This is a genomic window from Streptomyces sp. NPDC055013 (genome assembly GCF_053608645.1).
On the sequence record NZ_JBSGVW010000002.1, the window covers coordinates 315,446 to 339,292 of the forward strand.

The following is a 23,847-nucleotide window of genomic DNA, read 5'->3' on the forward strand; positions in this document are numbered from 1 at the left end:
AATTGGGTGCCGATTCATACGGCCCGGTCAGGAGTCCTGTCGTGCGTCCCGTCCACTTCGCGGCCGCCCGCCGCACCCCCATCGGCAAGCTGCGCGGCGCGCTGTCGTCGGTACGGCCCGACGACCTCGCCGCGACCGTGATCCGGGGCCTCGTCGCCGAGGTGCCCGCACTCGACCCGGCGCGCATCGACGACGTCTACTGGGGCGCCGCCAACCAGGCGGGCGAGGACAACCGCAACATCGCCCGTATGGCCGCGCTCCTCGCGGGGCTGCCCGAGTCGGTCCCCGGCGCCACGGTCAACCGTCTGTGCGCGTCCGGACTGGAGGCGGTGACGTCGGCCGCCCGCACCATCGCGGCGGGCGAGGCCGACATCGTGCTCGCCGGCGGCTCCGAGTCGATGAGCCGCGCCCCCTTCGTCCTGCCCCGCCCCGACGAGGCCCTGCCTCACCGCATCGAGACCGTCGACACCCGGCTCGGCTGGCGCCTGGTCAACCCGGCGATGAAGGAGCTGCACGGTCTGCTGTCCATGGGCGAGACGGCCGAGGAGGTCGCCGAGCGCTACGGCATCCCGCGCGAGCGACAGGACGACTTCGCCCTGCGCAGCCACCAACGGGCCGCCGAGGCCCGCAAGAACGGCCACTTCGACGACGAACTCCTGCCGGTCGAGCGCCCGGACGGCGTGCTGGTCGACAGCGACGAGTGCATCCGCGAGGACACGTCGTACGAGAAGCTGGCCCGCCTGAAGCCGGTCTTCCGGCAGGGGGGCACGGTCACCGCGGGCAACGCCTCACCGATGAACGACGGCGCGGCAGCACTGCTCCTCGTCAGCGAGGAAGCCCTCAACGAACTCGGCCTGGAGTCCCTGGGCCGCTATGTCGCCGGCGGTTCGGCGGGCGTCCACCCCGACGTGATGGGCATCGGCCCGGTCCCCGCCACCCGCAAGGTCCTCGCCCGCGCCGACTGGACGATCGGCGACATCCAGGAGGCCGAGTTCAACGAGGCGTTCGCGGCGCAGGCCCTCGCCTGCGTCGACGAGCTCGGCATCGATCCCGAGCTGGTCAACGCGAGCGGCGGGGCGATCGCGCTGGGGCATCCGCTGGGCTCCTCGGGTGCGCGGATCCTCACGACGCTGCTGCACCGGATGCGGCGTACGGGGGCCGAGCGGGGCCTGGCGACCATGTGTGTAGGTGTCGGGCAGGGGAGTGCGGTGCTGGTGGAGCGCCACTAGCAATCTCCCGACTGGCGAGACGGTCCTTACCAGTACCTGTTGTCTGCACATACCATCGGTCTCCGCATGGACACGATGACGCTTTGGCACATAACAGGCTGGGAGTTCGCCGCGCTCGCCTTCGCGGCCCTGCTCGTCGGCTTTTCGAAAACGGCCGTGAGCGGGGCCAACACGGTCAGCCTCGCGATCTTCGCCGCCGTGCTCCCCGCCCGCGCCTCCACCGGTGTGCTGCTGCCGATCCTGATCGCCGGGGACGTCCTCGCCGTACTCACCTACCGACGGCACGCCCACTGGCCCACGCTGTGGCGGCTGTTTCCCGCGGTCGCGGCCGGCGTCGTCTTCGGCACGCTGTTCCTCGTGTGGGCCGACGACGGCGTCGTCCGTACGTCGATCGGCGCGATCCTGCTGATGATGGCGGGCGTGACGGTGTGGCGCCGCCGTACCGCCGAGCAGGAGGCGGAGCCGGACTCGGTCACCAGCCGGGCCGGCCGGGTCAAGGCGCGCTCGTACGGCGTCCTCGGCGGCTTCACCACGATGGTCGCCAACGCGGGCGGCCCGGTGATGTCGATGTACCTGCTGTCGGCCGGCTTCCGCAAGCTCGGCTTCCTCGGGACGTCAGCCTTCTTCTTCCTGATCGTCAACGTCTCCAAGGTGCCCTTCAGCGCCGGACTCGGCCTGATCGACGGCCCTTCGCTCCTGCTCGACGCGGCGCTCGTGCTCTTCGTCGTGCCCGGTGCGTTCCTCGGCAAATGGGCGGTGAACCGGATCAACCAGCGGCTGTTCGAGCAACTGGTGATCGCGGCGACGATCGTCGGCGGCCTCCAGCTGCTCCTGCGCTGACCCCTACTCCTGCGCCGACCCCGACCCCCGCGCCGACCCCCGCAGTTCCCTCAGGAGCGCGGGCAGATCGGCGAAGGAGTCGATCACATGGTCGGGCGTGCCGCTCGCGGACCGGTGCGTTTCCGGCAGGTACTTCCCGGTCCTGACCAGCACGCCCCTGACCCCCGCCCGCTGCGCCGCCAGCACATCGGACTCGATGTCGTCCCCGACCATCACCGCCTCGCCCGCGCCGACCCCCACATGCGCCAGGGCCGCCTCGAAGAACGCGGCCGACGGCTTCCCCGTGATCTCCGCCTCGACCCGCGCCGCCTTCTCCAGGCCGGCCAGAAACGCGCCGGTGTCCAGCTGCAACCCGTCATCGGTACGCCAGTACAGATTCCGGTGCATGGCCACCAGCCGCGCCCCGCGCCGCAGATGTCCGAAGGCCCGGTTCAGCGCCGCGTAGCCGAACTCGGGCCCGGCACCCCCGACGACCACGACGTCCGGAACGGCCCGGTCGCCCGCGTCCTCGTCACCGTCCTCGTCATCTCCTACGACAGTGACTCCGCCCAGGTCCTCCGCGATGTCCCCGCTGTTCAGCAGCACACACCGCGCCGTTGGACAGTGCTCCGCCAGATACGCGGCGGTGACGGCGGGCGCGGTCAGGATGTCCTCGGCGGACGCCGGGAACCCGGTGTCCGCCAGTGTCCGCGCGATCGACGCCCGGGTCCGCGAGGTCGTGTTCGTGACCAGCGCGACACCGAGCCCGGCCTCGCGGATCTCCCGCAGCGCCTCGACGGCACCCGGCAGCGGCTGCCACGAGACGGTGAGCACCCCGTCGATGTCGATCAGGACGGCACGCAGGGATTCCACGCCACGTACGGATTCCATGCCAGGACCCTAGCCATCGATCCACCCGGCACAGGTCAGGGCGCGATCCCGACACCCTCGATCCTGCTCCACGCCCGCTCCTGAGCCGACGTCATGGCGGGCCACCGCAGCCCACCCGGTCGCGGCTCGACGCGCGTGGCGTACGGGGCCGGGCGGAACGCCGGGTCGTAGAAGCAGCCTGTGCCGTACGTGCGGTCGAACGCCGCGCACGACGCCGCGACCGACCCGGCCGTCGGCTTCTTACCGTTGCGCACCCACTTGTCGAGGGCGGCAATGGAGTTGGCGTACTCGGCGTCGCTCAGCTCGCTGTGCTCGGCCTCCCGAGTGAACGTCTGCACCAGGTGCCCGTCCCGCCGGGCCCCCTGCAGCGTGGCCCGGTAGGCGGCCTCGTGCTCGACGAACGCCGTCGGGTCGTCGATCGCGTGCATCGTCAGCACCGGGATCGAGACCTTGCCGGTGAGATCGCTGTCGTAGGAAAGATCGCGTACGGCCGTCGGGTCGGGGGCGAAACGCTCGACACCGGCGTTGAGCGCCTCGTCGTCATGCGACCCGGAGTACCGGACGCCTCGGTTGCCGAACGGGTTCCGGTCGCCGAGGCGGTCGTGCACGATGTCCCGGAACGTGAAGGTGGCGAACCGCAGATGCGACTCCAGCGTGCGCTCCGGGATCCGCGTGACGGCGAGGATGTCGTCGAGGTTGCGCTGCTGGAGCGCGGTCCGCTCCTGCGGCGCCGACGCGTGGCCCGTGCACTCCTGCAGCCGGGCGCGCAGCCCGGCACTGGTCATGGTCGAGCCGGCGCGCAGGCCCTGCCACAGCGGGTACTGCGGCTCGGTCGGGCGGGGGTGGTTGCCGCAGTAGTACTGGTAGACGACGCGCAGGTCGACGCGGTAGTCGTAGCCGCGCGAGCCCCCGCCGAGGACGCCGTTGGTGAGGAGCGCCCCGTCGTACGCCCCGCGCCGGTTGCCGTACGTCTCCACGACCTTCGCGGCGACGTTCCCGCCCCACGACTGGCCGTGCACATACGTCCGCCGGGGCTTGCCGAACTCACCGACGAACAGTCGGCGCACGCTCTCCGTGTCCGCGGCGGCCATCCGCGTCCCGTAGCCGCCCCGGCGGTACGACGAACCCGCCCAGGCGTAGCCCTCCTTCACCATCACCGACCAGCGCCCCAGATCTTCGAGACTGCGGCCCGGGTCGGACTCCGCACCCAGGTCGGGGCCGCCGTGGGCGTGGACGACGAGGGAGCCGTTCCAGTCGTTGGGCACGGCTATCGCGTAGTTGGCGCCGTTGGGGTCAAGGCCGGTGTAGCAGGTCGCCTTGTCGGCGACGGCGGCGGGGCATTCGGCACGAGCCGGGCCCGCCGTGTCGCCGGTCTCTCCCCGGGCGTTCGACGCGCCGACGAGAAGGCCGGCGGCGAGGGCGCCGGCCAGCAGGGCGGTCAGCGTCGTGCGCCGGTGAGGGGTCCATGGGACAGACCTGCGGATCACTGCGTGGGTTCTCGTCCAGTCCAAGACGCTGCTCCTCGTTCCTCTTCGGCGCGTCGTCGAGCCGTGCGCCGCGATGCTAGGGAGCGGCGGGGCGAGGAACCACGGGTCTGATCGTTGTGTTCATAGTGTTCGCGGTGTTCAGGGCGGCGGCGCCGCAGCGGGCGGCACGACGTACGCTCGCCCCATGTCCCCCCGCCACGTCCTGATCCTCGGCGGCACCACCGAGGCCCGCGAACTCGCCGCCGCGCTGGCGGCGCACCCCGGCGTCCGCGTCACCAGCTCGCTCGCGGGGCGCGTGGCACGGCCGGGCGCGGTCGCCGGGGACGTACGCATCGGGGGCTTCGGCGGGGCGGAGGGCCTGGCCGACTGGCTGCGCGCCGAGCAGGTCGACACGGTCGTCGACGCCACGCACCCCTTCGCCGAGTCGATCACGGCGAACGCGGTCCGCGCCGCGACGAAGACCGGGGTGGCGGCGGTGGTCCTGCGCCGGCCCGGTTGGCGCCCCGGCCCCGGGGACCGCTGGCACGAGGTCGCTTCGCTCGACGAGGCCGCGGCCCTGCTGCCCAGCCTCGCCCACCGTGTCTTCCTGACCACCGGCCGCCTGGGCCTCGCGTCCTTCGCCCACCTCACCGACCTGCACTTCGTCGTACGCTCCGTCGACCCGCCCGAGCCGCCGATGCCCCCGCACACCGAAGTACTCCTGTCCCGCGGCCCGTTCACCCTCCCCGAAGAGTCGGCCCTCCTACGGGAACACCGCATCGACACCCTCGTCACGAAGGACAGCGGCGGCACGGCAACCGCGGCCAAGCTCACAGCCGCCCGCCAACTCGCCCTACCCGTCGTGCTCGTACGCCGCCCGTCGCTGCCGGGGGGCGTGGAGGCGGTGTCGGAGGTGGCGGGGGTGCTGGAGCGGCTCGGCCTCAGCCTGTGACGACGGAGGCACGGAGGCGGTCGATGGCGCTCAGGATCTCCTCGCGGTTCTTCGCCTGCTTGATCCAGGCGGGCAGCCGTCCGATGTAGGTCATCTTCCGTCCGTGCTCGTACCAGGGCGCCCGCTCCCGCAGCGATGCCGCCACGAAACGCCTGAGCAGGTCCAGATGTTCGAGGTTGTAGGCCCACACCACCCCGTGCCTGGTCGCGGTCTGCAGCCAAAGATCCGGCCGGGCACACCGCCCGTCGGCACGTGACGACTGCCGGGCCAGGCCACAGGACCGGCAGACCAGACGGCGCTCCGGGTACCTCGCACCGTCCGCGTCCGGAGCGACGGTCGACCGACGCTCGTAGTGAGCGATCCTCTCGCAGCGTGGGCAGCGAACCAGGACCGAATCGGTGAACTCGTACAGCTCGGTGAGGGGATCGCGGAAACGCACCGGTGCGGACATACGGCCAGTATCACGGCGGACTGCCGCACGCCGCACCGGCATTTCGGCGCGGCGCGCTCAGCCCGCCGGCCGGCCGCAGTCCCGGTGGCCCGGCGGGCGTACCGCCTACTGCTGCTTCGGATTCCGTCGCAGCAGATACGTGTCCATGATCCAACCCTTGCGCTCCCGGGCCTCCGCGCGCAGGGTCTCGATGCGGGGGGCGGTCTCGGCGATCGGGCCCGAGGCGAGGATCTCGTCGGGGGTGCCGATGTAGGCGCCCCAGTAGATGTCGATGTCCTGGTCGGCGTACTTCTGGAAGGTCTGGTGGGCGTCGAGCATCACGACGACGTCGTCCACGCCGTCCGGGAAGCCTTCGGCCAGTCGGCGGCCGGTGGTGATCTGCACGGGGCGGGCGACCCGGTTGAGTCCCGTCCGGTGGCGGGCGACGAGGGCGGAGACGCTGCTGATGCCGGGTACGACGTCGTACTCGAAGGTCACGTCGCCCTTGTCCAGTACCTCCTCCAGGATGCCGAGCGTGCTGTCGTACAGCGCGGGGTCGCCCCACACCAGGAATGCCCCGGTCTCGTCCTCGCCCAGTTCCTCGGAGATCAGCCGCTCGTAGATCCCGGCGCGCGCACTGCGCCAGTCCCCGACGGCGGGGGAGTAGGCGGTACCGCCGGCGGACCGGTCCCGCTCGGGGTCCCGGGCCTCGACCACCCGGTACCTCCCCTCCGGTACGTGCGCGTCCAGCATGTCCCGGCGCACCTGCGTGAGGTCCGACTTCACCTCGCCCTTGTCGAGGATGAAGAACACGTCCGTACTCCGCAGTGCCCTGACCGCCTGCAGCGTCAGCTGCTCAGGGTCGCCCGCGCCGATACCGATGACATGAATCTTTCGCACACCCCGAGTCTGCCCCACGCCACCGACACCGAGTACACCGCGTCCACGCAGCCCGTGCTCAGGCCCGCCGACCCCGCCTCGCCTCTACGCCCCGCCCCGCAGCCTCGGCGCCCGCCCCCGCGCGTCCACGGCCTCCCCGCTCTCCTCCACGACCCCCGCCAGTTCCCGCGCCCACGCGCTCAGCCCCGCGAGATCCATCCCGTACGGCCGCCGCTCCCCGGCATCGGACGCCCACTCCTCCACGGCCCCCGCTCCGCGCCGCAGCAGCCGCGGCCCGCCCGTCACGTTCCCCCGCGCCGAGTGCGTGAGCCCCACGGCAAGCTGCGCGAGCCCCCGCCACAACGCCCGCTCCCCCTCCGGCCCCGCCTTCCACGCGTCCTCGAACACCTCATGCGCATGGAACGGCTTCCCGGCGTCCAGCAGCTCCTGCGCCTCGGCGACGGTCTGCCCCGGCGTGCGTACGACGCCCTCGGGCTGGCGGTCGACGCCGTCCGCGTCGTACGGCAGGGGGCGCCCGAGGCCGTCCCGGGGCCGGGCGCTGCGTGCCCGCCCCTCGCTGTCCCGGTCCCGCGCGGCGGCCTGGCGTCCTGACGATGTGCTGCCCATACACCGATTGTCCATCGTCCGGCTCCTCGCCGGATGCCCCCTTCGGCGCACTCGTCCCCGTACGGTAAAGTGCTGTCCGCGCGATCACGCGGTTCACCGCGCGAGAGGCACCGGGACGTGGCGCAGCTTGGTAGCGCACTTGACTGGGGGTCAAGGGGTCGCAGGTTCAAATCCTGTCGTCCCGACGGTGCGAAGGGTCTTCGCAGGTGAGAGCCTGCGGAGGCCCTTTCTCATGTGGCCGGTCAAGGCCAACGGGACCGGATTCACGCGCTGTTGGGGACGTAGGCTCGCCCCGAGAGATCTTCCGCAGCGAAGGGGCCCGGCATGACCACCGTCTTCTCCCGCATCATCGCCGGAGAGCTTCCCGCCCGGTTCGTCTGGCAGGACCCGCACGCGACGGCGTTCCTGTCCATCGCACCGCTGACGCCCGGCCACACCCTCGTCGTGCCCCGGCGTGAGGTCGACCAGTGGACGCAGGTCGACGGTGAACTGCTGTCCCACTGCATGCAGGTCGCCCAGGCCGTCGGCCAGGGCGTGCAGCGGGCGTGGGACGCTCCGCGGGCCGGGCTGCTCATCGCCGGATTCGAGGTGCCCCACCTGCACATTCATGTGGCGCCCATGTGGGGCCTGGGCGATCTGGACTTCGCCCACGCCAAGCCGGAGGAGGACCTGTCGGCGCTGGACGAGCCGGCCGACAGACTCCGCACCGCCCTGCGCGAACTCGGCTTCGAACAGGCCGTGCCGCCGGGGGCCTGACAGCGCCGGAGCCAGGGCTCTGGATGCCCTGCCCGGGGCTGGTAGGCTCCCGCTCCTGATCATGGGCATGGTCATGTCGATGATCGGGAAACGGGGTAGCGGGGACGGAGCGGGGGGCTCGATGCGGACGATTCCCATGACGGCGGCGCTGCTGTGTCTGTGCACCGGAGTCGCGCTCACCGGGTGCGGGGCCGGTGACGGCGGTTCGGAGAAGTCGGCGGCCGATCTGCTCGACGAGGCCAACGACACGATGCGCGACTTGCGTTACGTGACCGTCGAGATGACCAGCACCGCGGACGGCGGCAAAGTGACGACACGCCTGAGGACCGACCTGAAGGACCGGTGCACGGCGAAGACCACCTGGGGTGACAACGGCAGCCTCGAACAGATCAGGATCGGTGAGACGGACTACGTCCGCCCGGACGGGACGTACCTCGAGAAGTGGCGCGGCAGGCCGGTCGCCGACGTACGGCCGAAGCAGTGGGTGAAGGTCCCCGCCGACGAGGCGCAGCCGGGCGATGGACTGGCCGCGTGTACCTGGCCCTTCGAGTCGTTCGGCGAGGCGAAGAAGGGCGAGGCCGCCCGCGTCGGCGGCCGCGAAGCGCTCGCGCTGCACGTCACGGACAAGGCGGACAAGGCGGACAAGGGAGGGACGTACACCTTCTACGTGGCCACCGAGGGCGAGCCCCACCTGCTCAAGACCGTCTACAAGGGCGGCGGGAACGTCACCACCACGTCGTTCAGCGCCTTCGACGAGCCGGTGGACGTCCGGCCTCCGGCGTCTGCGCAGGTCCTGGACAAGGCGGACGTCGCGGGCTGACGCCCGGATGCCCCGCACCCCCTCACTCCTCACCTTCCCGCGCGACGTACGCCATGCCGGGGTGGTAGAAGCGGGCCATGACCAACTCGCTCATGCACCCGGCCGGTGCCCGATGACCGCCGGCATCGACACCCCCGACCGCCGTGGCCGCACCGGACTCGACCAGGCGGGCCGGGACCTGACCGGCAATCCCCGCATCAAGGTGCGGGACGTGCGGCTCCTGTCCAGCCACTGGTACGTCGAGCGCGCCACGACCTTCGACTTCCGGCACGCCGACGGCACCTGGAGCACCCAGCAGCGCGAGACGCACGACCGCGGCAACGGCGCGACCATGCTGCTGTACGACGCCGAACGCGAAACCGTCCTGCTGACCCGCCAGTTCCGCTTCCCGGTGTACGTCAACGGCCACCCCGACGGCATGCTGGTCGAGACGCCGGGCGGGCTGCTCGACGACGATGACGAGCACCCGGAGATCGCGGTGCGGCGCGAGGTGGTGGAGGAGACCGGGCACACCATCGGCGAGGTCCGGCACGTCTTCGACGTCTACATGAGCCCCGGTTCGGTCACCGAACGCGTCAGTTTCTACGCCGCCGCCTACGGCCCCTCGACCCGCACCCACGAGGGCGGTGGCCTGGACGAGGAGGGCGAGGACATCGAGATCGTCGAGCTGCCCTTCAGCCGGGCCCTGGAGATGATCCGCAGCGGCGAGATCGCGGACGCCAAGACGATCATGCTGCTGCAATGGGCGGCACTGGACGGCCCGTTCGCCAAGTAAGCGCCCTCGCCCTTGACTTGAAGTGCGCTTCAGGATGAAGACTCCCGTTCGTGCACCCGGAGCGGGTGCACGAACGGGAGGGAAGTCATCCATGAAGTACCGCACCATGGGCACCGCTCCGAACACCCGCCGCGAGGTCAGCGTCCTCGCGCTCGGCGCGATGCTGTTCGGCTCCCGGACCGACGAGGAGACCTCCTTCGCCGTCCTCGACCGCTATGTCGAGGCGGGCGGAACCTTCATCGACACGTCCGACAACTACGCCTTCTGGGAGGACGGCGGTCAGGGCGGACAGAGCGAGGAACTGCTCGGCCGGTGGCGCCGCAGCCGGGGCGTCGGCGACGAGATCGTCATCGCCACCAAGCTCGGCGCCCGCCCGCTGGCCCCCGGCACCGGCTACATCGACAACGCGGAAGGCCTGTCGGCGAAGGTGATCCGCGAGTCCGCCGAACGCAGCCGTGACCGGCTCGGCGTGGCCAGGCTGGACCTGCTCTACGCCCACATCGAGGACCGGCAGGTCCCCCTCCAGGAAACCGTCGAGGGGTTCGCCGACCTGGTCGCCGAGGGCACGGTCGGTCTCCTCGGCGTCAGCAACCACGCCACCTGGCGCGTCGAGCGGGCCCGCGCCCTCGCCGCCGCGGCGGGCCTGCCCGGCTACGAGGTGCTCCAGTACGCCCACAGCCACCTGCGGCCCCGCCTCGACATCCCCGAGGGACTGTTCCCCGACGGCAGCCTCGGCCACGTCGGACCCGACCTGCTCAGCTACCTGCGCGCCGAGCCCGGTCTCACCCTGGTCGCCTACTCGCCGCTGCTGAAGGGCGCCTACACCCGCCCGGACGTCGCCCTGCCCCGCGACTTCGACCACCCGGGTACCCCGGCCCGTCTGAAGGTGCTCCGCGAGGTCGCGCAGGAGACCGGGGCCACCGTCAACCAGGTCGTCCTGGCCTGGCAGATCGGCGCCGAGCTGCCGATCATCCCGCTCGTCGGAGCGTCGTCCGTGGCCCAGCTGGAGGAGAGCCTGGCCGCCGTGCACCTGGAGCTGACCGCCGGCCAGCGGGCCCGGGTCGACGCCGCTCACTGACCCCTCCGGGAGTACGCTCCGAAGAGGAGCCGAAGGAGAGTGGCCATGCCTCTGTTCCCCACCGAGCAGAACGTCCGTACGACCCCCGAAGGCCTCCTGTGGGAGCCCAGCGAGCGTTGGGTGCGGGGCGTCAAGGGCGACGTCACCGTCGTCGACAGCCGGCACCCCGTCCTGGTCTGGGAACCCGATCTGCCCGTGCCCGGCTACGCGTTCCCGCGCGCGGAGGTCCGCACGGACCTCCTCCGCCCCGCCAAGAACCCGCAGCCGGGCAAGCACACGGGCTCGCAGATCTTCTACGACCTCGAGGTCGACGGCGAGCTGGTGGAGAACGCGGCGTGGACCTTCCCCGCCGCCGACCTCGCCGATCACATCGCCTTCGAGTGGTTCCTGCGCTGGGGGACCGGCCTCGACCACTGGTACGAGGAGCAGGAAGAGATCTTCATCCACCCCCGTGACCCGCACAAACGGGTGGACGCCATGCCCAGCGGCCGCCATGTCCAGGTCGAGATCGGCGGCACGGTCGTCGCGGACACACACCGCCCGGTGCTGCTGTTCGAGACCAGCCTGCCGACGCGGTACTACGTGCCCCGCGAGGACGTCCGGCTCGACCTGTTCGAACCCACCGACCACAGCACCGGGTGCCCGTACAAGGGCACGGCCCAGTACTGGAACTGGCGTGGCGAAGGCGAGATCCCGCGGAACATCGTCTGGAGTTACGCCGAGCCGCTGGCCGCGGTGGCTCCCGTCAAGGGGCTCCTGGCCTTCTACAACGAGGCGGTGGAGATCACCGTGGACGGCGAGCGGCTGGAACGGCCGGTCACGCCGTTCACCGCGAGCCTCAAGACCTGACCAGCAGCTGGAAGTCGAACGCGTACCGGGACGCGCGGTAGATGTGCGTCCCGTACTCGACCGGCCGGCCCGTGTCGTCGTACGCCGTGCGCTGCATGGTCAGCAGCGCGGCGCCCTCCTTCTCGTCGAGCCGCTCGGCCTCGTCGGCGGTGGCGCTGCGGGCACCGATGGTCTGGCGGGCGCTGTGCAGGGTGATGCCGACGGCCCGCATCATCCGGTACAGGCCGGTCGACTCCAGCCGGGCCGTGTCGAGGTCGAGCAGGCTCGCGGGCAGGTAGTTGCAGAGGATCGCGACGGGCTGGCCGTGCGTGCAGCGCAGCCGCTCCAGGAACGTGACCTCGGCGCCCTCCGCGATCCCGAGCGCGGCGGCGACATCGGCGGCCGCCGGGACGCGCTCGTTGCGGACGACCTGCGTGGTCGGACCCTGCCCGGCCGCCTCCAGGTCGTCGTAGAGGCTGCTGAGCTCCAGCGGGCGCTTCACCTGGCTGTGCACCACCTGGGTACCCACCCCGCGTCGCCGGACCAGCAGCCCCTTGTCGACGAGCGACTGGATGGCCTGCCGGACGGTGGGCCGGGACAGGCCCAGCCGCACCGACAGGTCGACCTCGTTGCCCAGGAGGTTGCCCGGGGCGAGGGCCCCGTGCTCGATCGCCGCCTCCAGCTGCTGGGCGAGCTGGTAGTATAGCGGCACGGGACTGCCCCGGTCCAGGGCGAAGTCCAGCGAGGCCAGCGCGGAGCCGGACCCGGCACGTGCGGAGCCGCGGGTCTTCGCCATGGGACGCCCTCCCTGTCAGGCTGTCAGGAGTTGCTGGGGAAACCGAGGTTGATGCCGCCGTCGGACGGGTCCGGCCAGCGCGTGGTGATGACCTTGCCCTGGGTGTAGAAGGCGATGCCGTCGTTGCCGTAGACGTGCAGATCGCCGAAGAGCGAGTCCTTCCAGCCACCGAAGGAGTGGTAGCCGACCGGCACCGGGATCGGCACGTTCACGCCCACCATGCCCGCCTTCACCTCCAGCTGGAAGCGGCGGGCGGCGCCGCCGTCCCGAGTGAAGATCGCGGTGCCGTTGCCCCAGCGGGAGTCGTTGATCAGCTTGATGGCCTCTTCGTACGTCTGAGCACGCACCACGGCCAGCACGGGGCCGAAGATCTCCTCCCGGTACGCGTCCGCCGTCAGCGGCACCCGGTCCAGCAGCGAGACACCGAGGAAGAAGCCGTCCTCGTGGCCCTCGACCGAGTAGCCGGTGCCGTCGACGACGACCTCGGCGCCCTGCTCGGCGGCCGAGGCGACATAGGACGCCACCTTGTCGCGGTGCTCGCGCGTGATGAGCGGGCCCATCTCGCTCGCCGGGTCGTTGCCGGGGCCGATGCGCAGGTTCTTCGCCCGCTCGGCGATCTTGCCGACCAGCTCGTCGCCCGTGTCGCCGACCGCGACGACGACGGACACGGCCATGCAGCGTTCGCCCGCCGAGCCGTAGGCGGCGTTGATCGCCTGGTCGGCTGCGAAGTCCAGGTCGGCGTCGGGGAGCACGAGCATGTGGTTCTTGGCGCCACCCAGGGCCTGCACGCGCTTGCCGTGCTCAACCGCCTTGAGCTGGATGTACTTCGCGATCGGCGTCGAGCCGACGAAGGACACCGCCTCGATGTCCGGGTGCTCGAGCAGCCGGTCCACGGCCACCTTGTCGCCCTGCACCACGTTGAGCACGCCCTCGGGCAGCCCGGCCTCGGAGGCCAGTTCGGCCAGTCGGAGGGACGCCGACGGGTCCTTCTCGCTCGGCTTCAGCACGAAGGTGTTGCCGCACGCGATGGCCAGCGGGAACATCCACATCGGCACCATCGCCGGGAAGTTGAACGGCGTGATGCCGGCGACCACACCCAGCGGCTGCCGGATCGAGGCCACGTCCACCCGGGTCGACACCTGAGTCGACAGCTCGCCCTTGAGCTGCACGCTGATCCCGCAGGCCAGCTCCACGATCTCCAGTCCGCGCGCCACCTCGCCGAGCGCGTCGGAGTGCACCTTGCCGTGCTCGGCGGTGATCAGCTCGGCGATCTCGTCGCGGTGGGCGTCCAGCAGCTCGCGGTACTTGAACAGGATCGCCGTGCGCTTGGCCAGGGAGGACTCGCCCCAGCTCTCGAATGCGGCCTTGGCGGAGGCGACGGCGGCGTTCACCTCGTCGACGGTCGCGAAGGCGACCTGCTTCTCCTGGGCGCCGGTGGCCGGGTTGTAGACGGGGGCGAAGCGGCCGGAGCCGCCCTCCACGGGCTTGCCGTCGATCCAGTGGGTGATGGTCTTCATGGTGCGCAAGGGCCTTTCAGGTGCGGGGCGGGTGCGGGGAGTTCAGAGGTGGTGGCGACGGTCGGTGACGTGCTGGTCGTACCGTGCGCGTGCTTCGACGGCGGCCTCGCGGGAGGCGACCTCGGCCACGGGCACGTCCCACCAGGCCTCGGCGCCCGGCGCGGTCGGGTTCGTGATGTCGGTCTCGACGTACACGCAGGTCGGCCGCTCGGAGGCACGGGCCGTGGCCAGCGCCTCGCGCAGCTCGCCCACCGTCTTGGCGCGCAGCACGTCCATGCCGAGGCTGGCCGCGTTGGCGGCGAGGTCGACCGGGAGCGGGGCGCCGGTGAAGGTGCCGTCGGCGGCCCGGTAGCGGTAGTCGGTGCCGAAGCGCTCGCCGCCGACCTCGTTCGACAGCCCGCCGATGGAGGCGTAGCCGTGGTTCTGGATCAGGACGATGTTGACCGGCAGGCCCTCCTGGACCGCGGTCACGATCTCCGTCGGCATCATCAGGTAGGTGCCGTCGCCGACCAGCGACCACACGGCCGTGTCCGGGGCGGCCTGCTGGATGCCGATCCCGGCCGGGATCTCGTAGCCCATGCAGGAGTAGCCGTACTCCAGGTGGTACTGGCGCGGTGAACGCGCCCGCCACAGCTTGTGCAGGTCGCCCGGGAGCGAACCGGCCGCGTTGATGACCACGTCGTCGTCGCCGACGACCGCGTCCAGCGCGCCGAGGACCTGGGTCTGCGTCGGTACGGCCGTCTCGTCGTCGGCGCGGTAGGCGGCCTCGACGATCGCGTCCCAACGCTCCTTGCCGGCGCGGTACTCGGCCTCGTACGCGGCGTCCACGCGATGGCCGAAAAGCGCCGCCGTCAGGGCCGTGAGCCCGGCCCGCGCGTCGCAGACCAGCGTCCGCGCGGCCAGCTTGTGCGCGTCGAAGCCGGTGATGTTGAGGTTCAGGAACCGCACGTCCGGGTTCTGGAAGAGCGTGCCGGAGGCGGTGGTGAAGTCGGTGTATCTCGTGCCCACGCCGATCACCAGGTCGGCGCCGCGGGCGATGTCGTCGCTGACCGAGGTGCCGGTGTGGCCGATGCCGCCGAGGTCGGCGGGGTGGTCGTGGCGCAGTGAGCCCTTGCCGGCCTGGGTGGAGGAGACCGGGATGCCGGTGGCCTCGACGAAGGCCTTCAGTGCCGCCTCGGCCTCGCTGTGGTGGACGCCGCCGCCCGCGACGATCAGCGGGCGCTCGGCGGCCCGGATCGCCTCGACGGCCGCCGCCAGCTCGACCGGGTCGGGCGCGGGACGCCGTACGTACCAGACGCGCTCGGCGAAGAACTCCTGCGGCCAGTCGTACGCCTCCGCCTGGACGTCCTGGGGGAGGGCCAGCGTGACCGCGCCGGTCTCGGCCGGGTCGGCGAGGACGCGCATGGCGTTCAGCGCGGACGGGATCAGGGCCTCGGGGCGGGTGATCCGGTCGAAGTAGCGGGAGACCGGGCGCAGGGTGTCGTTGACCGACACGTCCGCCTCGGTCGGGTGCTCCAGCTGCTGGAGCAGCGGGTCGGGGGCGTGCGAGGCGAAGTAGTCGCCGGGGAGCAGGAGGACCGGGAGACGGTTGATCGTCGCCAGGGCCGCACCCGTCACCAGGTTCGTCGCGCCCGGTCCGATCGACGTCGTCACCGCCTGCGCGGAGAGCCGGTTGAGCTGGCGGGCGTAGCCGACGGCCGCGTGCACCATGGACTGCTCGTTGCGGCCCTGGTGGTACGGCATGACGTCCTCGCCCGCCTGGAGGAGGGCCTGACCGACGCCGGCCACGTTGCCGTGGCCGAAGATGCCCCAGGTGCCGGCGATCAGCCGTCGCCGGACGCCGTCGCGCTCGGTGTACTGCACGGACAGGAACCGCACCAGCGCCTGAGCGACGGTCAGGCGGATCGTGGGCTGGCTCATCTCGGGGGACCTCACTGGGACTCAGCGGTGTAGAGGGGCAGACGGGGGTCGACGGGCTGGTCCGGCCAGGTGTCGCGGATCCAGGCGTGGTCGGGGTGGTCGCAGATCAGCCAGGCGCGCTCGGCCTCGGGGCCCGCCATGACGTTGAGGTAGTACATGTGGTGACCGGGCACGGCCATGGACGGCCCGTGCCAGCCGTCGGGGATGAGCACCACGTCGCCGCCGCGCACCTCGGCCAGCACATCGGTGTCACGGCCGTGCCCGGACGGGGAGACGCGCTGGTAGCCGAGGCCGGGGGTGCCCTCGTGGTCGGCGAACTCGAAGTAGTAGACCTCTTCGAGGACCGACTCCTCGCCGGGGCGGTGCTCGTCGTGCTTGTGCGGCGGGAAGGACGACCAGTTGCCGCCCGGCGTGATGACCTCGACCGCGATGAGCTTGTCGCACTCGAAGACCCCGGCCGCGCCGAAGTTGTTCACCTGACGGCTGCTGTTGCCGGTGCCGCGCAGCTCCACCGGCACCGACGACGCCGGTCCGTACCGGGCGGGCAGCCGTCGCGAGCACCGTGCGCCGGTCAGCGCGAACCGTCCGCCGTCGGGCGACGAGACGGTCGTACGCGCGTCGCGCGGCACATAGGCGAAGTCGCTGACGGCGGTGAACACGCTGTCACGGCCGGTGAGTTGAAACGTGTCATGGCCGAAGTCGTCGGTGGCCTCGACCGTGCAGCCGCCGTTCAGCGGCAGCACGATCCACTCGCTGTCGCCGGTGTCGAAGCTGTGCGAGCCGCCGGGCGGCAGCTCCAGGATCCGCAGGCTGGAGTAGCCCCAGCCGGCCTTCTCGGGCGTGACGTCCACGACGTACGGGCCGCCGAGCGCCTTTCCCGCGGGAAGGTGATACGTCATCTGTTCCTCCGTGTCACAACAGGCCGACGGCCGTGTCCACCGCCGTCTCCACGCTGCCCTCGGCCGGGTAGAGCAGCGAGCGGCCGACGACCATGCCCTGGACGGTCGGGAGCCGGAGCGCCTTGCGCCAGCGCACGTAGGCCCCCTCCTGGTCGTCCCCGACCTCGCCGCCCAGCAGGACGACGGGCAGTGTGGACGTCTCCAGAACTTCGGCCATGTCGTCGGGGTCATGGGTGACGGGCAGTTTCAGCCATGTGTACGCCGAGGTGCCGCCCAGGCCCGACGCGATGGCGATCGACTTGGTGACGGCCGCGGCGGAGAGGTCGTTGCGCACTTTGCCCTCGACCCGCCGGGATATGAACGGCTCGACGAACAAAGGAAGTTGGAGCGCGGCCATGGCGTCGACGGCGCGGGCCGTGGACTCCAGGGTGGTGAGCGAGCCCGGGTCGTCGTAGTCGATACGGACCAGCAGCTTGCCCGCGTCGAAGCGCAGCCGGGCGATGTCCTCGGCGCGGTGGCCGGTGAAGCGGTCGTCCATCTCGAAGGACGCTCCGGCCAGGCCGCCGCGGTTCATGGAGCCCATGACAACCTTGTCGTCGAGGACGCCGAGCAGCAGCAGATCCTCCAGGATGTCGGCGGTGGCCAGCACCCCGTCCACGCCGGGCCGGGACAGCGCGGTGCAGAGACGTTCCAGCAGATCGGCCCGGTTGGCCATCGCGAGCCGGTGGTCGCCGACGCCCAGCGCGCCGCGTGCCGGATGGTCGGCGGCCACGATCATCATGCGGCCGCTGTCGCCGACCAGCGGGCGGCGCACCCGGCTTGCCGCTGCCTCCGCGATCGCCTCGGGGTGCCGGGCTCTGACCGCGGTGAGGTCGGGGATGCTGATGCTCAAGGAAAGCTCCGTTCAAGGGTGGCTCGGTCGGCCGTCATGACGCCTGGGCGAGGAGGCTCTCGACCTCGGACTCGGTGGGCATCGCGGAGGAGCAGGCGAGGCGGGACGCGACGAGGGCGCCGGCGGCGTTGGCGTACCGCATGGTGTCGGCCAGGTCCCACCCGCACAGCAGCCCGTGGACCAGCGAGCCGCCGAAGGCGTCGCCCGCGCCGAGGCCGTTGGCCACCTCGACCGGCACCGGTGGCACCTCGGCCTCCGTGCCGTCGCGGTGGACCGCCAGCACGCCCTTGGGGCCCTGCTTGACGACCGCGAGCTCCACGCCGGCCGCCAGCAGCGCCTCGGCGCAGGCGCGCGGCTCGCGGACGCCGGTGGCGATCTCGCACTCGTCGAGGTTGCCGACCGCGACCGTCGTGTGCCGAAGTGCCTCGGCGTAGTACGGGCGGGCCTCGTCCGGGTCGCGCCAGAACATCGGCCGCCAGTCGAGGTCGAAGACCGTCGTGCCCGCCTTGTCGCGGGCCTTGAGGGCGGCGAGGGTGGCCGAGCGGCTCGGTTCCTCGCTCAGACCGGTGCCGGTGATCCAGAACACCCGGGCCGAGCGGATGGCCCAGTAGTCGAGTTCGTCGGAGTGTATCTCCAGGTCAGGGGCCTTAGGCTGCCGGTAGAAGTACAGCGGGAAGTCGTCCGGCGGGAAGATCTCGCAGAACGTCACCGGCGTCGGATACGCCGCGACGGGCGTCACCCAGCGGTCGTCGACGCCGAAGTCCTTCAGGGCCTCGTGCAGGTACGCGCCGAACGGGTCGTCGCCGGTGCGCGTGATCACGGCGGTGTCGCGACCGAGCCGAGCGGCGGCCACCGCGACGTTCGCGGCCGAGCCTCCGAGGAATTTGCCGAACGTCTCCACCTGCGTCAGAGGTAGGCCAGACTGCAGGGGGTAGAGATCGACTCCTATCCTTCCCATCGTGATCAAGTCGAAGGACTTGGCTGACTCGGCCATGCGCGACGCTCCTACAACTGGACTGGGGGTGCGGGTCCCATCGGGCCTGCCGCCCCCCAGGTGTAGGTCGTGGAGGCCGACGCTGTCAATAGTTTGTACTTACATTCGGACCTGAGCGTGAAATGATGTCTTAACAAAGTATTGACAGCGGGCGCATCCAGGGATTGGATCCCGTGTCAGCGAACCCGCCGTGTTCCACGACATACGACCCGGACTTCCCAAGGGTCCGGGTCTCGGATCCAGTGATCATCCCTTTCCCCCCGTCGCACACCCGTCGCACAGTGAGGTGCTGGAAAGATGGACCGCTACTACCCCCGCTCCCGCAAGCTGGCCCCCATGGTGGCTCTGGCTGCCGCGGCTGCGCTGACCCTCGCAGGCTGCTCCAGCAGCTCCGGTGGCAAGCAGGCCGAGGAGGGTGGGGAAAACGCTTCTGCGGGCAAGGCCACCACTCCCCGTATGACCGTCGCCCTGGTGACGCACCAGGCGCCCGGTGACACCTTCTGGGACATCGTCCGCAAGGGCGCCGAAGCGGCCGCCGCGAAGGACAACATCAAGTTGGTCTACTCCGCCGACCCGAACGCGGGCAACCAGGCCAACCTGGTGCAGAACGCGATCGACCAGAAGGTCGACGGCATCGCGATCACGCTCGCCAAGCCGGACGCGATGAAGGACGTCGTCAGTAAGGCGAAGGCGGCGAACATCCCTGTCGTCGGTCTCAACTCCGGTGTGAGCGACTGGCAGAAGCTCGGCCTGATGGAGTTCTTCGGCCAGGACGAGACCGTGGCCGGCGAGGCGCTCGGCAAGCGCCTGAACGAGGAGGGCGCCAAGAAGGCCGTCTGTGTCATCCAGGAACAGGGCAACATCGGCCTCACCCAGCGCTGTGACGGTGTGAAGAAGACGTTCGAGGGCACGACCGAGACCCTGAACGTCAACGGCACGGACATGCCGTCCGTGAAGTCCACGATCACCGCCAAGCTCAAGACGGACAGCGACATCGACTACGTCGTCGCCCTCGGCGCCCCGTTCGCGCTGACGGCCGCGCAGTCGGTCGACGAGACGGGCAGCAAGGCGAAGGTCGCCACGTTCGACCTCAACAAGCAGCTGACCGGAGCGATCAGCAAGGGCGACATCGAGTTCGCCGTCGACCAGCAGCCCTACCTCCAGGGCTACCTGGCGATCGACTCCCTGTGGCTCTACAAGAACAACGGCAACTACATGGGCGGCGGCGAGGCCCCGGTGCTGACCGGGCCGGCCTTCGTCGACAAGACGAACGTCGACGTGATCGACAAGTTCGCCGCGAAGGGCACCCGGTGATGAGCATGACCCGACAGGCTGAGCCGGCGGTGACCACACCGCCGGCCTCCGGCCCCGGCAAGGAATCCGACGGGCGGACCAAGGAGCGCCCCCTGGCGCTGCGCCTCCTCGCCCGTCCCGAGGTCGGTGTCTTCCTCGGCGCCGTCGCGGTGCTGATCTTCTTCCTCATCACGGCCCCGGCCGTGCGTGACGGCAGCTCGATGGCGAACATCCTGTATCAGTCGTCGACGATCGGGATCATGGCCCTGCCGGTCGCGCTGCTGATGATCGGCGGCGAGTTCGACCTGTCCGCCGGCGTCGCCGTGATCACCTCGGCCCTGACCGCGAGCATGGTCGCCTACCAGCTCAGCATGAACGTCTGGGTCGGTGTGATCGTCGCCCTGATCGTGTCCCTCGCGGTCGGTCTGTTCAACGGCTGGCTGCTGGTCAAGACCGGTCTGCCGAGCTTCCTGGTCACCCTCGGCACGTTCCTGATCCTCCAGGGCGTGAACCTCGCGGTCACCAAGCTGATCACCGGCAACGTCGCCACCGACGACATCAGTGACATGGACGGCTTCGACCAGGCCAAGGCGATCTTCGCCTCGTCGTTCGACGTCGGCGGGGTCAACGTGAAGATCACCGTCGTGTGGTGGCTGGTCTTCGCTGCGCTCGCCACGTGGGTGCTGCTGCGTACCAAGTACGGCAACTGGATCTTCGCGGTCGGCGGCAACAAGCAGTCCTCGCGGGCCGTCGGTGTGCCGGTGACGTTCACGAAGATCTCGCTGTTCATGCTGGTCGGCTTCGGCGCCTGGTTCGTCGGCATGCACCAGCTGTTCTCGTTCAACACCGTGCAGTCCGGTGAGGGTGTCGGTCAGGAGCTGATCTACATCGCCGCCGCGGTGATCGGTGGCTGTCTGCTGACCGGTGGCGCCGGTTCCGCGATCGGGCCGGTCTTCGGCGCGTTCATGTTCGGCTTGGTGCAGCAGGGCATCGTCTACGCCGGCTGGAACCCGGACTGGTTCAAGGCCTTCCTCGGCGTGATGCTCCTCGGCGCCGTCCTCATCAATCTGTGGGTCCAGCGCACGGCGACCCGGAGGTGACCCGAATGACAAGCAACGAAACCGGCACCCACGGTGCCGTCCTGCAGGACAAGACCCCGCAGAAGGACGCCCCGGTCGTCGAACTGCGCAACGCGGGCAAGTCCTACGGCAACATCCGTGCCCTGCACGGCGTCGACCTGAAGGTGTTCCCGAGCCAGGTCACCTGTGTTCTGGGTGACAACGGCGCGGGCAAGTCGACCCTGATCAAAATCATCTCCGGGCTGCACCAGCACACCGAGGGCGAGTTCCTCGTCGACGGTGAACCGGTGCGCTTCTCCACCCCCCGCGAGGCGTTGGACAAGGGCATCGCGACGGTCTACCAGGACCTCGCCGTCGTCCCCCTGATGCCGGTCTGGCGCAACTTCTTCCTCGGCTCCGAGATCACCAAGGGCCCCTGGCCCGTACGCCGTCTCGACATCGACGCGATGAAGAAGACCGCCGACGAGGAACTGCGCAACATGGGCATCGTCCTGGACGACCTGGAACAGCCCATCGGCACCCTGTCCGGCGGCCAGCGCCAGTGCGTGGCCATCGCCCGCGCCGTCTACTTCGGCGCCCGCGTCCTCATCCTGGACGAGCCCACCGCCGCCCTCGGCGTCAAGCAGTCCGGCGTCGTCCTGAAGTACATCGCCGCCGCCCGCGACCGCGGACTCGGCGTCATCTTCATCACCCACAACCCCCACCACGCCTACATGGTCGGCGACCACTTCAGCGTCCTGCGCCTGGGCACCATGGAACTCAACGCCTCCCGCGACGAGGTCAGCCTCGAAGAACTCACCAACCACATGGCCGGCGGCACCGAACTCGCCGCCCTCAAGCACGAACTGGCCCAGGTCCGCGGCGTCGACGTCGAAGAACTCCCCGAAGCCGCCGACCTCACCGCACCCGTGGCATCCTCCGAAGGGAAGTCCTGACATGCCCCCTGTGCTGGACCGCATCCGGGTCGGCTCGGCCCCCGACTCCTGGGGCGTCTGGTTCCCCGACGACCCCGTCCAGGTGCCCTGGGAACGTTTCCTCGACGAGGTCACCGAAGCGGGCTACGAGTGGATCGAGCTGGGCCCGTACGGCTATCTGCCGACCGACCCGGCCCGGCTCACGGACGAGGTGAACCGGCGCAACCTGAAGGTGTCCGCGGGCACGATCTTCACCGGCCTGCACCGCGGCCCCGCCGTCTGGGAGTCCACCTGGGAGCATGTCAGCCAGGTCGCCGGTCTCACCCAGGCCATGGGCGCCAAGCACCTCGTCGTCATCCCGTCCTTCTGGCGCGACGACAAGACCGCCGAGATCCTGGAGCCGCCGGAGCTCACCGGCGAGCAGTGGGCCCATCTGACCAAGGGCATGGAGCGGCTCGGTCACGAGGTGAAGGAGCAGTTCGGCCTCGACATCGTCGTGCACCCGCACGCCGACACCCACATCGACACCGAGGCCCACGTCGAGCGCTTCCTCGACTCGACCGACTCCGACCTGCTCAACCTCTGCCTGGACACCGGCCACTACGCCTACTGCGGTGGTGACAGCGTCAAGCTGATAGAGACCTACGGCGAGCGCATCGGCTATCTGCACCTCAAGCAGGTCGACCCGGAGATCCTCGCGGACGTGGTGAAGAACGAGATCCCGTTCGGACCCGCCGTCCAGCGCGGCGTGATGTGCGAACCCCCGGCGGGCGTACCGGAGTTGGGGCCGGTGCTGACGGCCGCGCAGAAGCTGAACGTGGACCTGTTCGCGATCGTCGAGCAGGACATGTACCCCTGCGAGCCGGACAGGCCCCTGCCCATCGCGGTCCGTACCCGCAAGTTCCTGAGGTCCTGCGGCGCCTGACGACCCGAAAGGACGGCCGATCACCATGACCCAGCGTCCGCACACGCTCGGAGTCGCAGTCATCGGTACCGGAAAGATGGGCGCGGACCACGTCCGCCGTGTCCAGGAGGTCATCAGCGGGGCACGGGTGACCGCCGTCGTGGACGTCGACGCGGAACGCGCCAAATCGGTGGCCGCCCGCGTCGACGGCTGCTCCGCCCACACCGACCCGGCGGCCGCGATGGCGTCGGCCGACGTCGACGCGGTGATCATCGCCTCGCCGGGGCCCGCCCACGAGGCGGCACTCCTCACGGCCTTCGAGCACGATCTGCCGGTGCTGTGCGAGAAACCCCTCACCCCCGACGCGGCGTCCGCACTGCGCGTCCTGCAGGCCGAGCAGAAGCTGGGCCGGCGCCGGGTCCAGGTCGGCTTCATGCGGCGCTACGACGCCGAGTACACGAAGCTCAAGGCCCTGCTGGAGACGGGCCAGCTGGGTCGTCCCCTGATGCTCCACAACCGGCACCGCAACGTCGCCAGCCCGCCCGGCTGGACGTCCGAGATGCTCATCAACGACTCCGTGACGCACGAGATGGACGTGACCCGCTGGCTGCTCGGCCACGAGATCACGGCCGTCACCGTGCTGGCCCCGACCCCGTCGGGGAACGCGCCGGACGGCATCCGCGACCCGCAGTTCGTCGTCTTCGAGACCGACGGCGGGGCGATCGTCGACGTCGAGATCTTCGTGAACTGCGGCTTCGGCTACCAGGTCCAGGCCGAGGTCGTCTGCGAACGCGGCACCGCCCGCGTCGGCGACGGCCACGCCATGGTCACCAACGCGGCCGGCCGCTGGGGCGGCATCATCGCCCAGGACTACATCGAGCGCTTCGCGGACGCCTACGACCGTGAGGTGCAGGCCTGGGTCGACGCCACCCGGCGCGGTGAGGTCACCGGGCCCAGCGCGTGGGACGGGTACGCCGTGGCCGCGGTGTGCGAGGCGGCCGTACGGGCGCTGGAGGAGGGCGGCCGGGTGCCGGTGGAACTGGTCGAGCGGCCCGCGCTGTACCGCTGACACATCAACCGAAGGGCCGG

Annotated in this window: 24 protein-coding genes and 1 tRNA gene; 14 read left to right on the top strand and 11 right to left on the bottom strand. The window is 70.5% G+C overall.

The window, feature by feature from the left end:
• Window positions 1-41: 41 nt before the first annotated feature.
• Window positions 42-1,229, top strand: coding sequence for a thiolase family protein (locus tag ACWGDB_RS04100; RefSeq protein WP_427844069.1), 1,188 nt, complete (start codon window positions 42-44; stop codon window positions 1,227-1,229).
• Between the two features lie 66 nt (window positions 1,230-1,295).
• The gene (locus ACWGDB_RS04105) at window positions 1,296-2,069 is read left to right on the top strand and encodes a sulfite exporter TauE/SafE family protein (protein ID WP_453820979.1); all 774 of its coding nucleotides are present in this window, start codon (window positions 1,296-1,298) and stop codon (window positions 2,067-2,069) included.
• 3 nt (window positions 2,070-2,072) lie between these two features.
• Here the strand turns inward: ACWGDB_RS04105 and ACWGDB_RS04110 are convergent, their stop codons facing one another.
• Window positions 2,073-2,939, bottom strand: coding sequence for an HAD-IIA family hydrolase (locus tag ACWGDB_RS04110; RefSeq protein WP_453820980.1), 867 nt, complete (start codon window positions 2,937-2,939; stop codon window positions 2,073-2,075).
• Window positions 2,940-2,974: 35 nt separating this feature from the next.
• Entirely contained in the window at window positions 2,975-4,426 is a 1,452-nt protein-coding gene (locus ACWGDB_RS04115; protein WP_453821080.1) for a hypothetical protein, read from the bottom strand.
• 184 nt (window positions 4,427-4,610) lie between these two features.
• Here ACWGDB_RS04115 and ACWGDB_RS04120 point away from each other — a divergent pair, with 184 nt between their 5' ends.
• On the top strand, window positions 4,611-5,357 hold the full coding sequence (locus ACWGDB_RS04120) for a cobalt-precorrin-6A reductase (protein WP_453820981.1): 747 nt from the start codon (window positions 4,611-4,613) through the stop codon (window positions 5,355-5,357).
• Here ACWGDB_RS04120 and ACWGDB_RS04125 read toward each other — a convergent pair.
• From ACWGDB_RS04125 to ACWGDB_RS04135, 3 genes are all read right to left on the bottom strand, one after another.
• Window positions 5,347-5,808: a hypothetical protein gene (locus ACWGDB_RS04125; protein WP_453820982.1), complete on the bottom strand. Its 462-nt coding sequence runs from the start codon at window positions 5,806-5,808 to the stop codon at window positions 5,347-5,349. The two genes, ACWGDB_RS04120 and ACWGDB_RS04125, sit on opposite strands and share 11 nt — an antisense overlap.
• A gap of 105 nt (window positions 5,809-5,913) precedes the next feature.
• Complete coding sequence (gene cobF, locus ACWGDB_RS04130) at window positions 5,914-6,687, bottom strand: precorrin-6A synthase (deacetylating) (protein WP_453820983.1); 774 nt, start codon at window positions 6,685-6,687, stop codon at window positions 5,914-5,916.
• Between the two features lie 84 nt (window positions 6,688-6,771).
• Entirely contained in the window at window positions 6,772-7,293 is a 522-nt protein-coding gene (locus ACWGDB_RS04135; RefSeq protein ID WP_383621934.1) for a DUF309 domain-containing protein, read from the bottom strand.
• Between the two features lie 111 nt (window positions 7,294-7,404).
• Here ACWGDB_RS04135 and ACWGDB_RS04140 point away from each other — a divergent pair.
• The 6 genes from ACWGDB_RS04140 (at window position 7,405) to ACWGDB_RS04165 (ending at window position 11,571) form a co-directional block, all read left to right on the top strand.
• Window positions 7,405-7,478: transfer RNA gene (locus ACWGDB_RS04140), tRNA-Pro, on the top strand.
• Between the two features lie 139 nt (window positions 7,479-7,617).
• Entirely contained in the window at window positions 7,618-8,049 is a 432-nt protein-coding gene (locus ACWGDB_RS04145) for an HIT family protein (protein ID WP_453820984.1), read from the top strand.
• A gap of 121 nt (window positions 8,050-8,170) precedes the next feature.
• Window positions 8,171-8,869, top strand: coding sequence for a hypothetical protein (locus ACWGDB_RS04150; RefSeq protein ID WP_453820985.1), 699 nt, complete (start codon window positions 8,171-8,173; stop codon window positions 8,867-8,869).
• 112 nt (window positions 8,870-8,981) lie between these two features.
• Window positions 8,982-9,644 carry an NUDIX domain-containing protein gene (locus ACWGDB_RS04155; protein ID WP_453820986.1) on the top strand — a complete coding sequence of 221 codons (663 nt, stop codon included), beginning with the start codon at window positions 8,982-8,984 and terminating at the stop codon, window positions 9,642-9,644.
• A gap of 91 nt (window positions 9,645-9,735) precedes the next feature.
• Window positions 9,736-10,722, top strand: coding sequence for an aldo/keto reductase (locus ACWGDB_RS04160; RefSeq protein WP_453820987.1), 987 nt, complete (start codon window positions 9,736-9,738; stop codon window positions 10,720-10,722).
• A gap of 45 nt (window positions 10,723-10,767) precedes the next feature.
• Entirely contained in the window at window positions 10,768-11,571 is an 804-nt protein-coding gene (locus tag ACWGDB_RS04165) for a DUF427 domain-containing protein (RefSeq protein ID WP_453820988.1), read from the top strand.
• Here ACWGDB_RS04165 and ACWGDB_RS04170 read toward each other — a convergent pair.
• The 6 genes from ACWGDB_RS04170 to iolC are packed head-to-tail and all read right to left on the bottom strand — an operon-like array spanning window position 11,561 to window position 18,568.
• Window positions 11,561-12,346, bottom strand: a complete 786-nt coding sequence (locus ACWGDB_RS04170; RefSeq protein ID WP_453820989.1) for a GntR family transcriptional regulator — start codon at window positions 12,344-12,346, stop codon at window positions 11,561-11,563. The genes ACWGDB_RS04165 and ACWGDB_RS04170 overlap by 11 nt on opposite strands.
• A 23-nt stretch (window positions 12,347-12,369) precedes the next feature.
• The gene (locus ACWGDB_RS04175) at window positions 12,370-13,863 is read right to left on the bottom strand and encodes a CoA-acylating methylmalonate-semialdehyde dehydrogenase (protein ID WP_453820990.1); all 1,494 of its coding nucleotides are present in this window, start codon (window positions 13,861-13,863) and stop codon (window positions 12,370-12,372) included.
• A 42-nt stretch (window positions 13,864-13,905) separates the two neighbouring features.
• Window positions 13,906-15,783: a 3D-(3,5/4)-trihydroxycyclohexane-1,2-dione acylhydrolase (decyclizing) gene (iolD, locus tag ACWGDB_RS04180; protein WP_453820991.1), complete on the bottom strand. Its 1,878-nt coding sequence runs from the start codon at window positions 15,781-15,783 to the stop codon at window positions 13,906-13,908.
• Between the two features lie 11 nt (window positions 15,784-15,794).
• On the bottom strand, window positions 15,795-16,682 hold the full coding sequence (gene iolB / locus ACWGDB_RS04185; protein ID WP_453820992.1) for a 5-deoxy-glucuronate isomerase: 888 nt from the start codon (window positions 16,680-16,682) through the stop codon (window positions 15,795-15,797).
• 13 nt (window positions 16,683-16,695) lie between these two features.
• Window positions 16,696-17,574: a Cgl0159 family (beta/alpha)8-fold protein gene (locus ACWGDB_RS04190; protein ID WP_453820993.1), complete on the bottom strand. Its 879-nt coding sequence runs from the start codon at window positions 17,572-17,574 to the stop codon at window positions 16,696-16,698.
• A 34-nt stretch (window positions 17,575-17,608) separates the two neighbouring features.
• Window positions 17,609-18,568, bottom strand: coding sequence for a 5-dehydro-2-deoxygluconokinase (gene iolC / locus ACWGDB_RS04195; protein ID WP_453820994.1), 960 nt, complete (start codon window positions 18,566-18,568; stop codon window positions 17,609-17,611).
• Between the two features lie 297 nt (window positions 18,569-18,865).
• Between iolC and ACWGDB_RS04200 the strand changes: the two genes are divergently transcribed.
• The 5 genes from ACWGDB_RS04200 to ACWGDB_RS04220 are packed head-to-tail and all read left to right on the top strand — an operon-like array spanning window position 18,866 to window position 23,827.
• Complete coding sequence (locus tag ACWGDB_RS04200; protein ID WP_383600254.1) at window positions 18,866-19,882, top strand: sugar ABC transporter substrate-binding protein; 1,017 nt, start codon at window positions 18,866-18,868, stop codon at window positions 19,880-19,882.
• Complete coding sequence (locus ACWGDB_RS04205; protein ID WP_453820995.1) at window positions 19,882-20,961, top strand: ABC transporter permease; 1,080 nt, start codon at window positions 19,882-19,884, stop codon at window positions 20,959-20,961. Before ACWGDB_RS04200 ends, ACWGDB_RS04205 begins: the two co-directional genes overlap by 1 nt.
• Before the next feature lie 5 nt (window positions 20,962-20,966).
• On the top strand, window positions 20,967-21,875 hold the full coding sequence (locus tag ACWGDB_RS04210) for an ATP-binding cassette domain-containing protein (protein ID WP_453820996.1): 909 nt from the start codon (window positions 20,967-20,969) through the stop codon (window positions 21,873-21,875).
• A 1-nt stretch (window position 21,876) separates the two neighbouring features.
• Complete coding sequence (locus ACWGDB_RS04215; protein WP_453820997.1) at window positions 21,877-22,779, top strand: sugar phosphate isomerase/epimerase family protein; 903 nt, start codon at window positions 21,877-21,879, stop codon at window positions 22,777-22,779.
• 25 nt (window positions 22,780-22,804) lie between these two features.
• A complete protein-coding gene (locus ACWGDB_RS04220) occupies window positions 22,805-23,827 on the top strand; it encodes a Gfo/Idh/MocA family protein (RefSeq protein WP_453820998.1) in 1,023 nt (340 codons plus the stop codon).
• Window positions 23,828-23,847: the final 20 nt, after the last annotated feature.

Coding starts and splice junctions, on each gene's coding strand:
- ACWGDB_RS04145 (WP_453820984.1), top strand. CDS start 7,618: ATGACCACCGTCTTCTCCCGCATCATCGCCGGAGAGCTTCCCGCCCGG.
- ACWGDB_RS04135 (WP_383621934.1), bottom strand. CDS start 7,293: ATGGGCAGCACATCGTCAGGACGCCAGGCCGCCGCGCGGGACCGGGAC.
- ACWGDB_RS04205 (WP_453820995.1), top strand. CDS start 19,882: ATGAGCATGACCCGACAGGCTGAGCCGGCGGTGACCACACCGCCGGCC.
- ACWGDB_RS04210 (WP_453820996.1), top strand. CDS start 20,967: ATGACAAGCAACGAAACCGGCACCCACGGTGCCGTCCTGCAGGACAAG.
- ACWGDB_RS04170 (WP_453820989.1), bottom strand. CDS start 12,346: ATGGCGAAGACCCGCGGCTCCGCACGTGCCGGGTCCGGCTCCGCGCTG.
- ACWGDB_RS04220 (WP_453820998.1), top strand. CDS start 22,805: ATGACCCAGCGTCCGCACACGCTCGGAGTCGCAGTCATCGGTACCGGA.
- ACWGDB_RS04160 (WP_453820987.1), top strand. CDS start 9,736: ATGAAGTACCGCACCATGGGCACCGCTCCGAACACCCGCCGCGAGGTC.
- ACWGDB_RS04215 (WP_453820997.1), top strand. CDS start 21,877: ATGCCCCCTGTGCTGGACCGCATCCGGGTCGGCTCGGCCCCCGACTCC.
- iolD (WP_453820991.1), bottom strand. CDS start 15,783: ATGAGCCAGCCCACGATCCGCCTGACCGTCGCTCAGGCGCTGGTGCGG.
- ACWGDB_RS04175 (WP_453820990.1), bottom strand. CDS start 13,863: ATGAAGACCATCACCCACTGGATCGACGGCAAGCCCGTGGAGGGCGGC.
- iolB (WP_453820992.1), bottom strand. CDS start 16,682: ATGACGTATCACCTTCCCGCGGGAAAGGCGCTCGGCGGCCCGTACGTC.
- ACWGDB_RS04165 (WP_453820988.1), top strand. CDS start 10,768: ATGCCTCTGTTCCCCACCGAGCAGAACGTCCGTACGACCCCCGAAGGC.
- ACWGDB_RS04105 (WP_453820979.1), top strand. CDS start 1,296: ATGGACACGATGACGCTTTGGCACATAACAGGCTGGGAGTTCGCCGCG.
- ACWGDB_RS04155 (WP_453820986.1), top strand. CDS start 8,982: ATGACCGCCGGCATCGACACCCCCGACCGCCGTGGCCGCACCGGACTC.
- ACWGDB_RS04120 (WP_453820981.1), top strand. CDS start 4,611: ATGTCCCCCCGCCACGTCCTGATCCTCGGCGGCACCACCGAGGCCCGC.
- ACWGDB_RS04200 (WP_383600254.1), top strand. CDS start 18,866: ATGGACCGCTACTACCCCCGCTCCCGCAAGCTGGCCCCCATGGTGGCT.
- ACWGDB_RS04125 (WP_453820982.1), bottom strand. CDS start 5,808: ATGTCCGCACCGGTGCGTTTCCGCGATCCCCTCACCGAGCTGTACGAG.
- ACWGDB_RS04110 (WP_453820980.1), bottom strand. CDS start 2,939: ATGGAATCCGTACGTGGCGTGGAATCCCTGCGTGCCGTCCTGATCGAC.
- ACWGDB_RS04150 (WP_453820985.1), top strand. CDS start 8,171: ATGCGGACGATTCCCATGACGGCGGCGCTGCTGTGTCTGTGCACCGGA.
- iolC (WP_453820994.1), bottom strand. CDS start 18,568: ATGGCCGAGTCAGCCAAGTCCTTCGACTTGATCACGATGGGAAGGATA.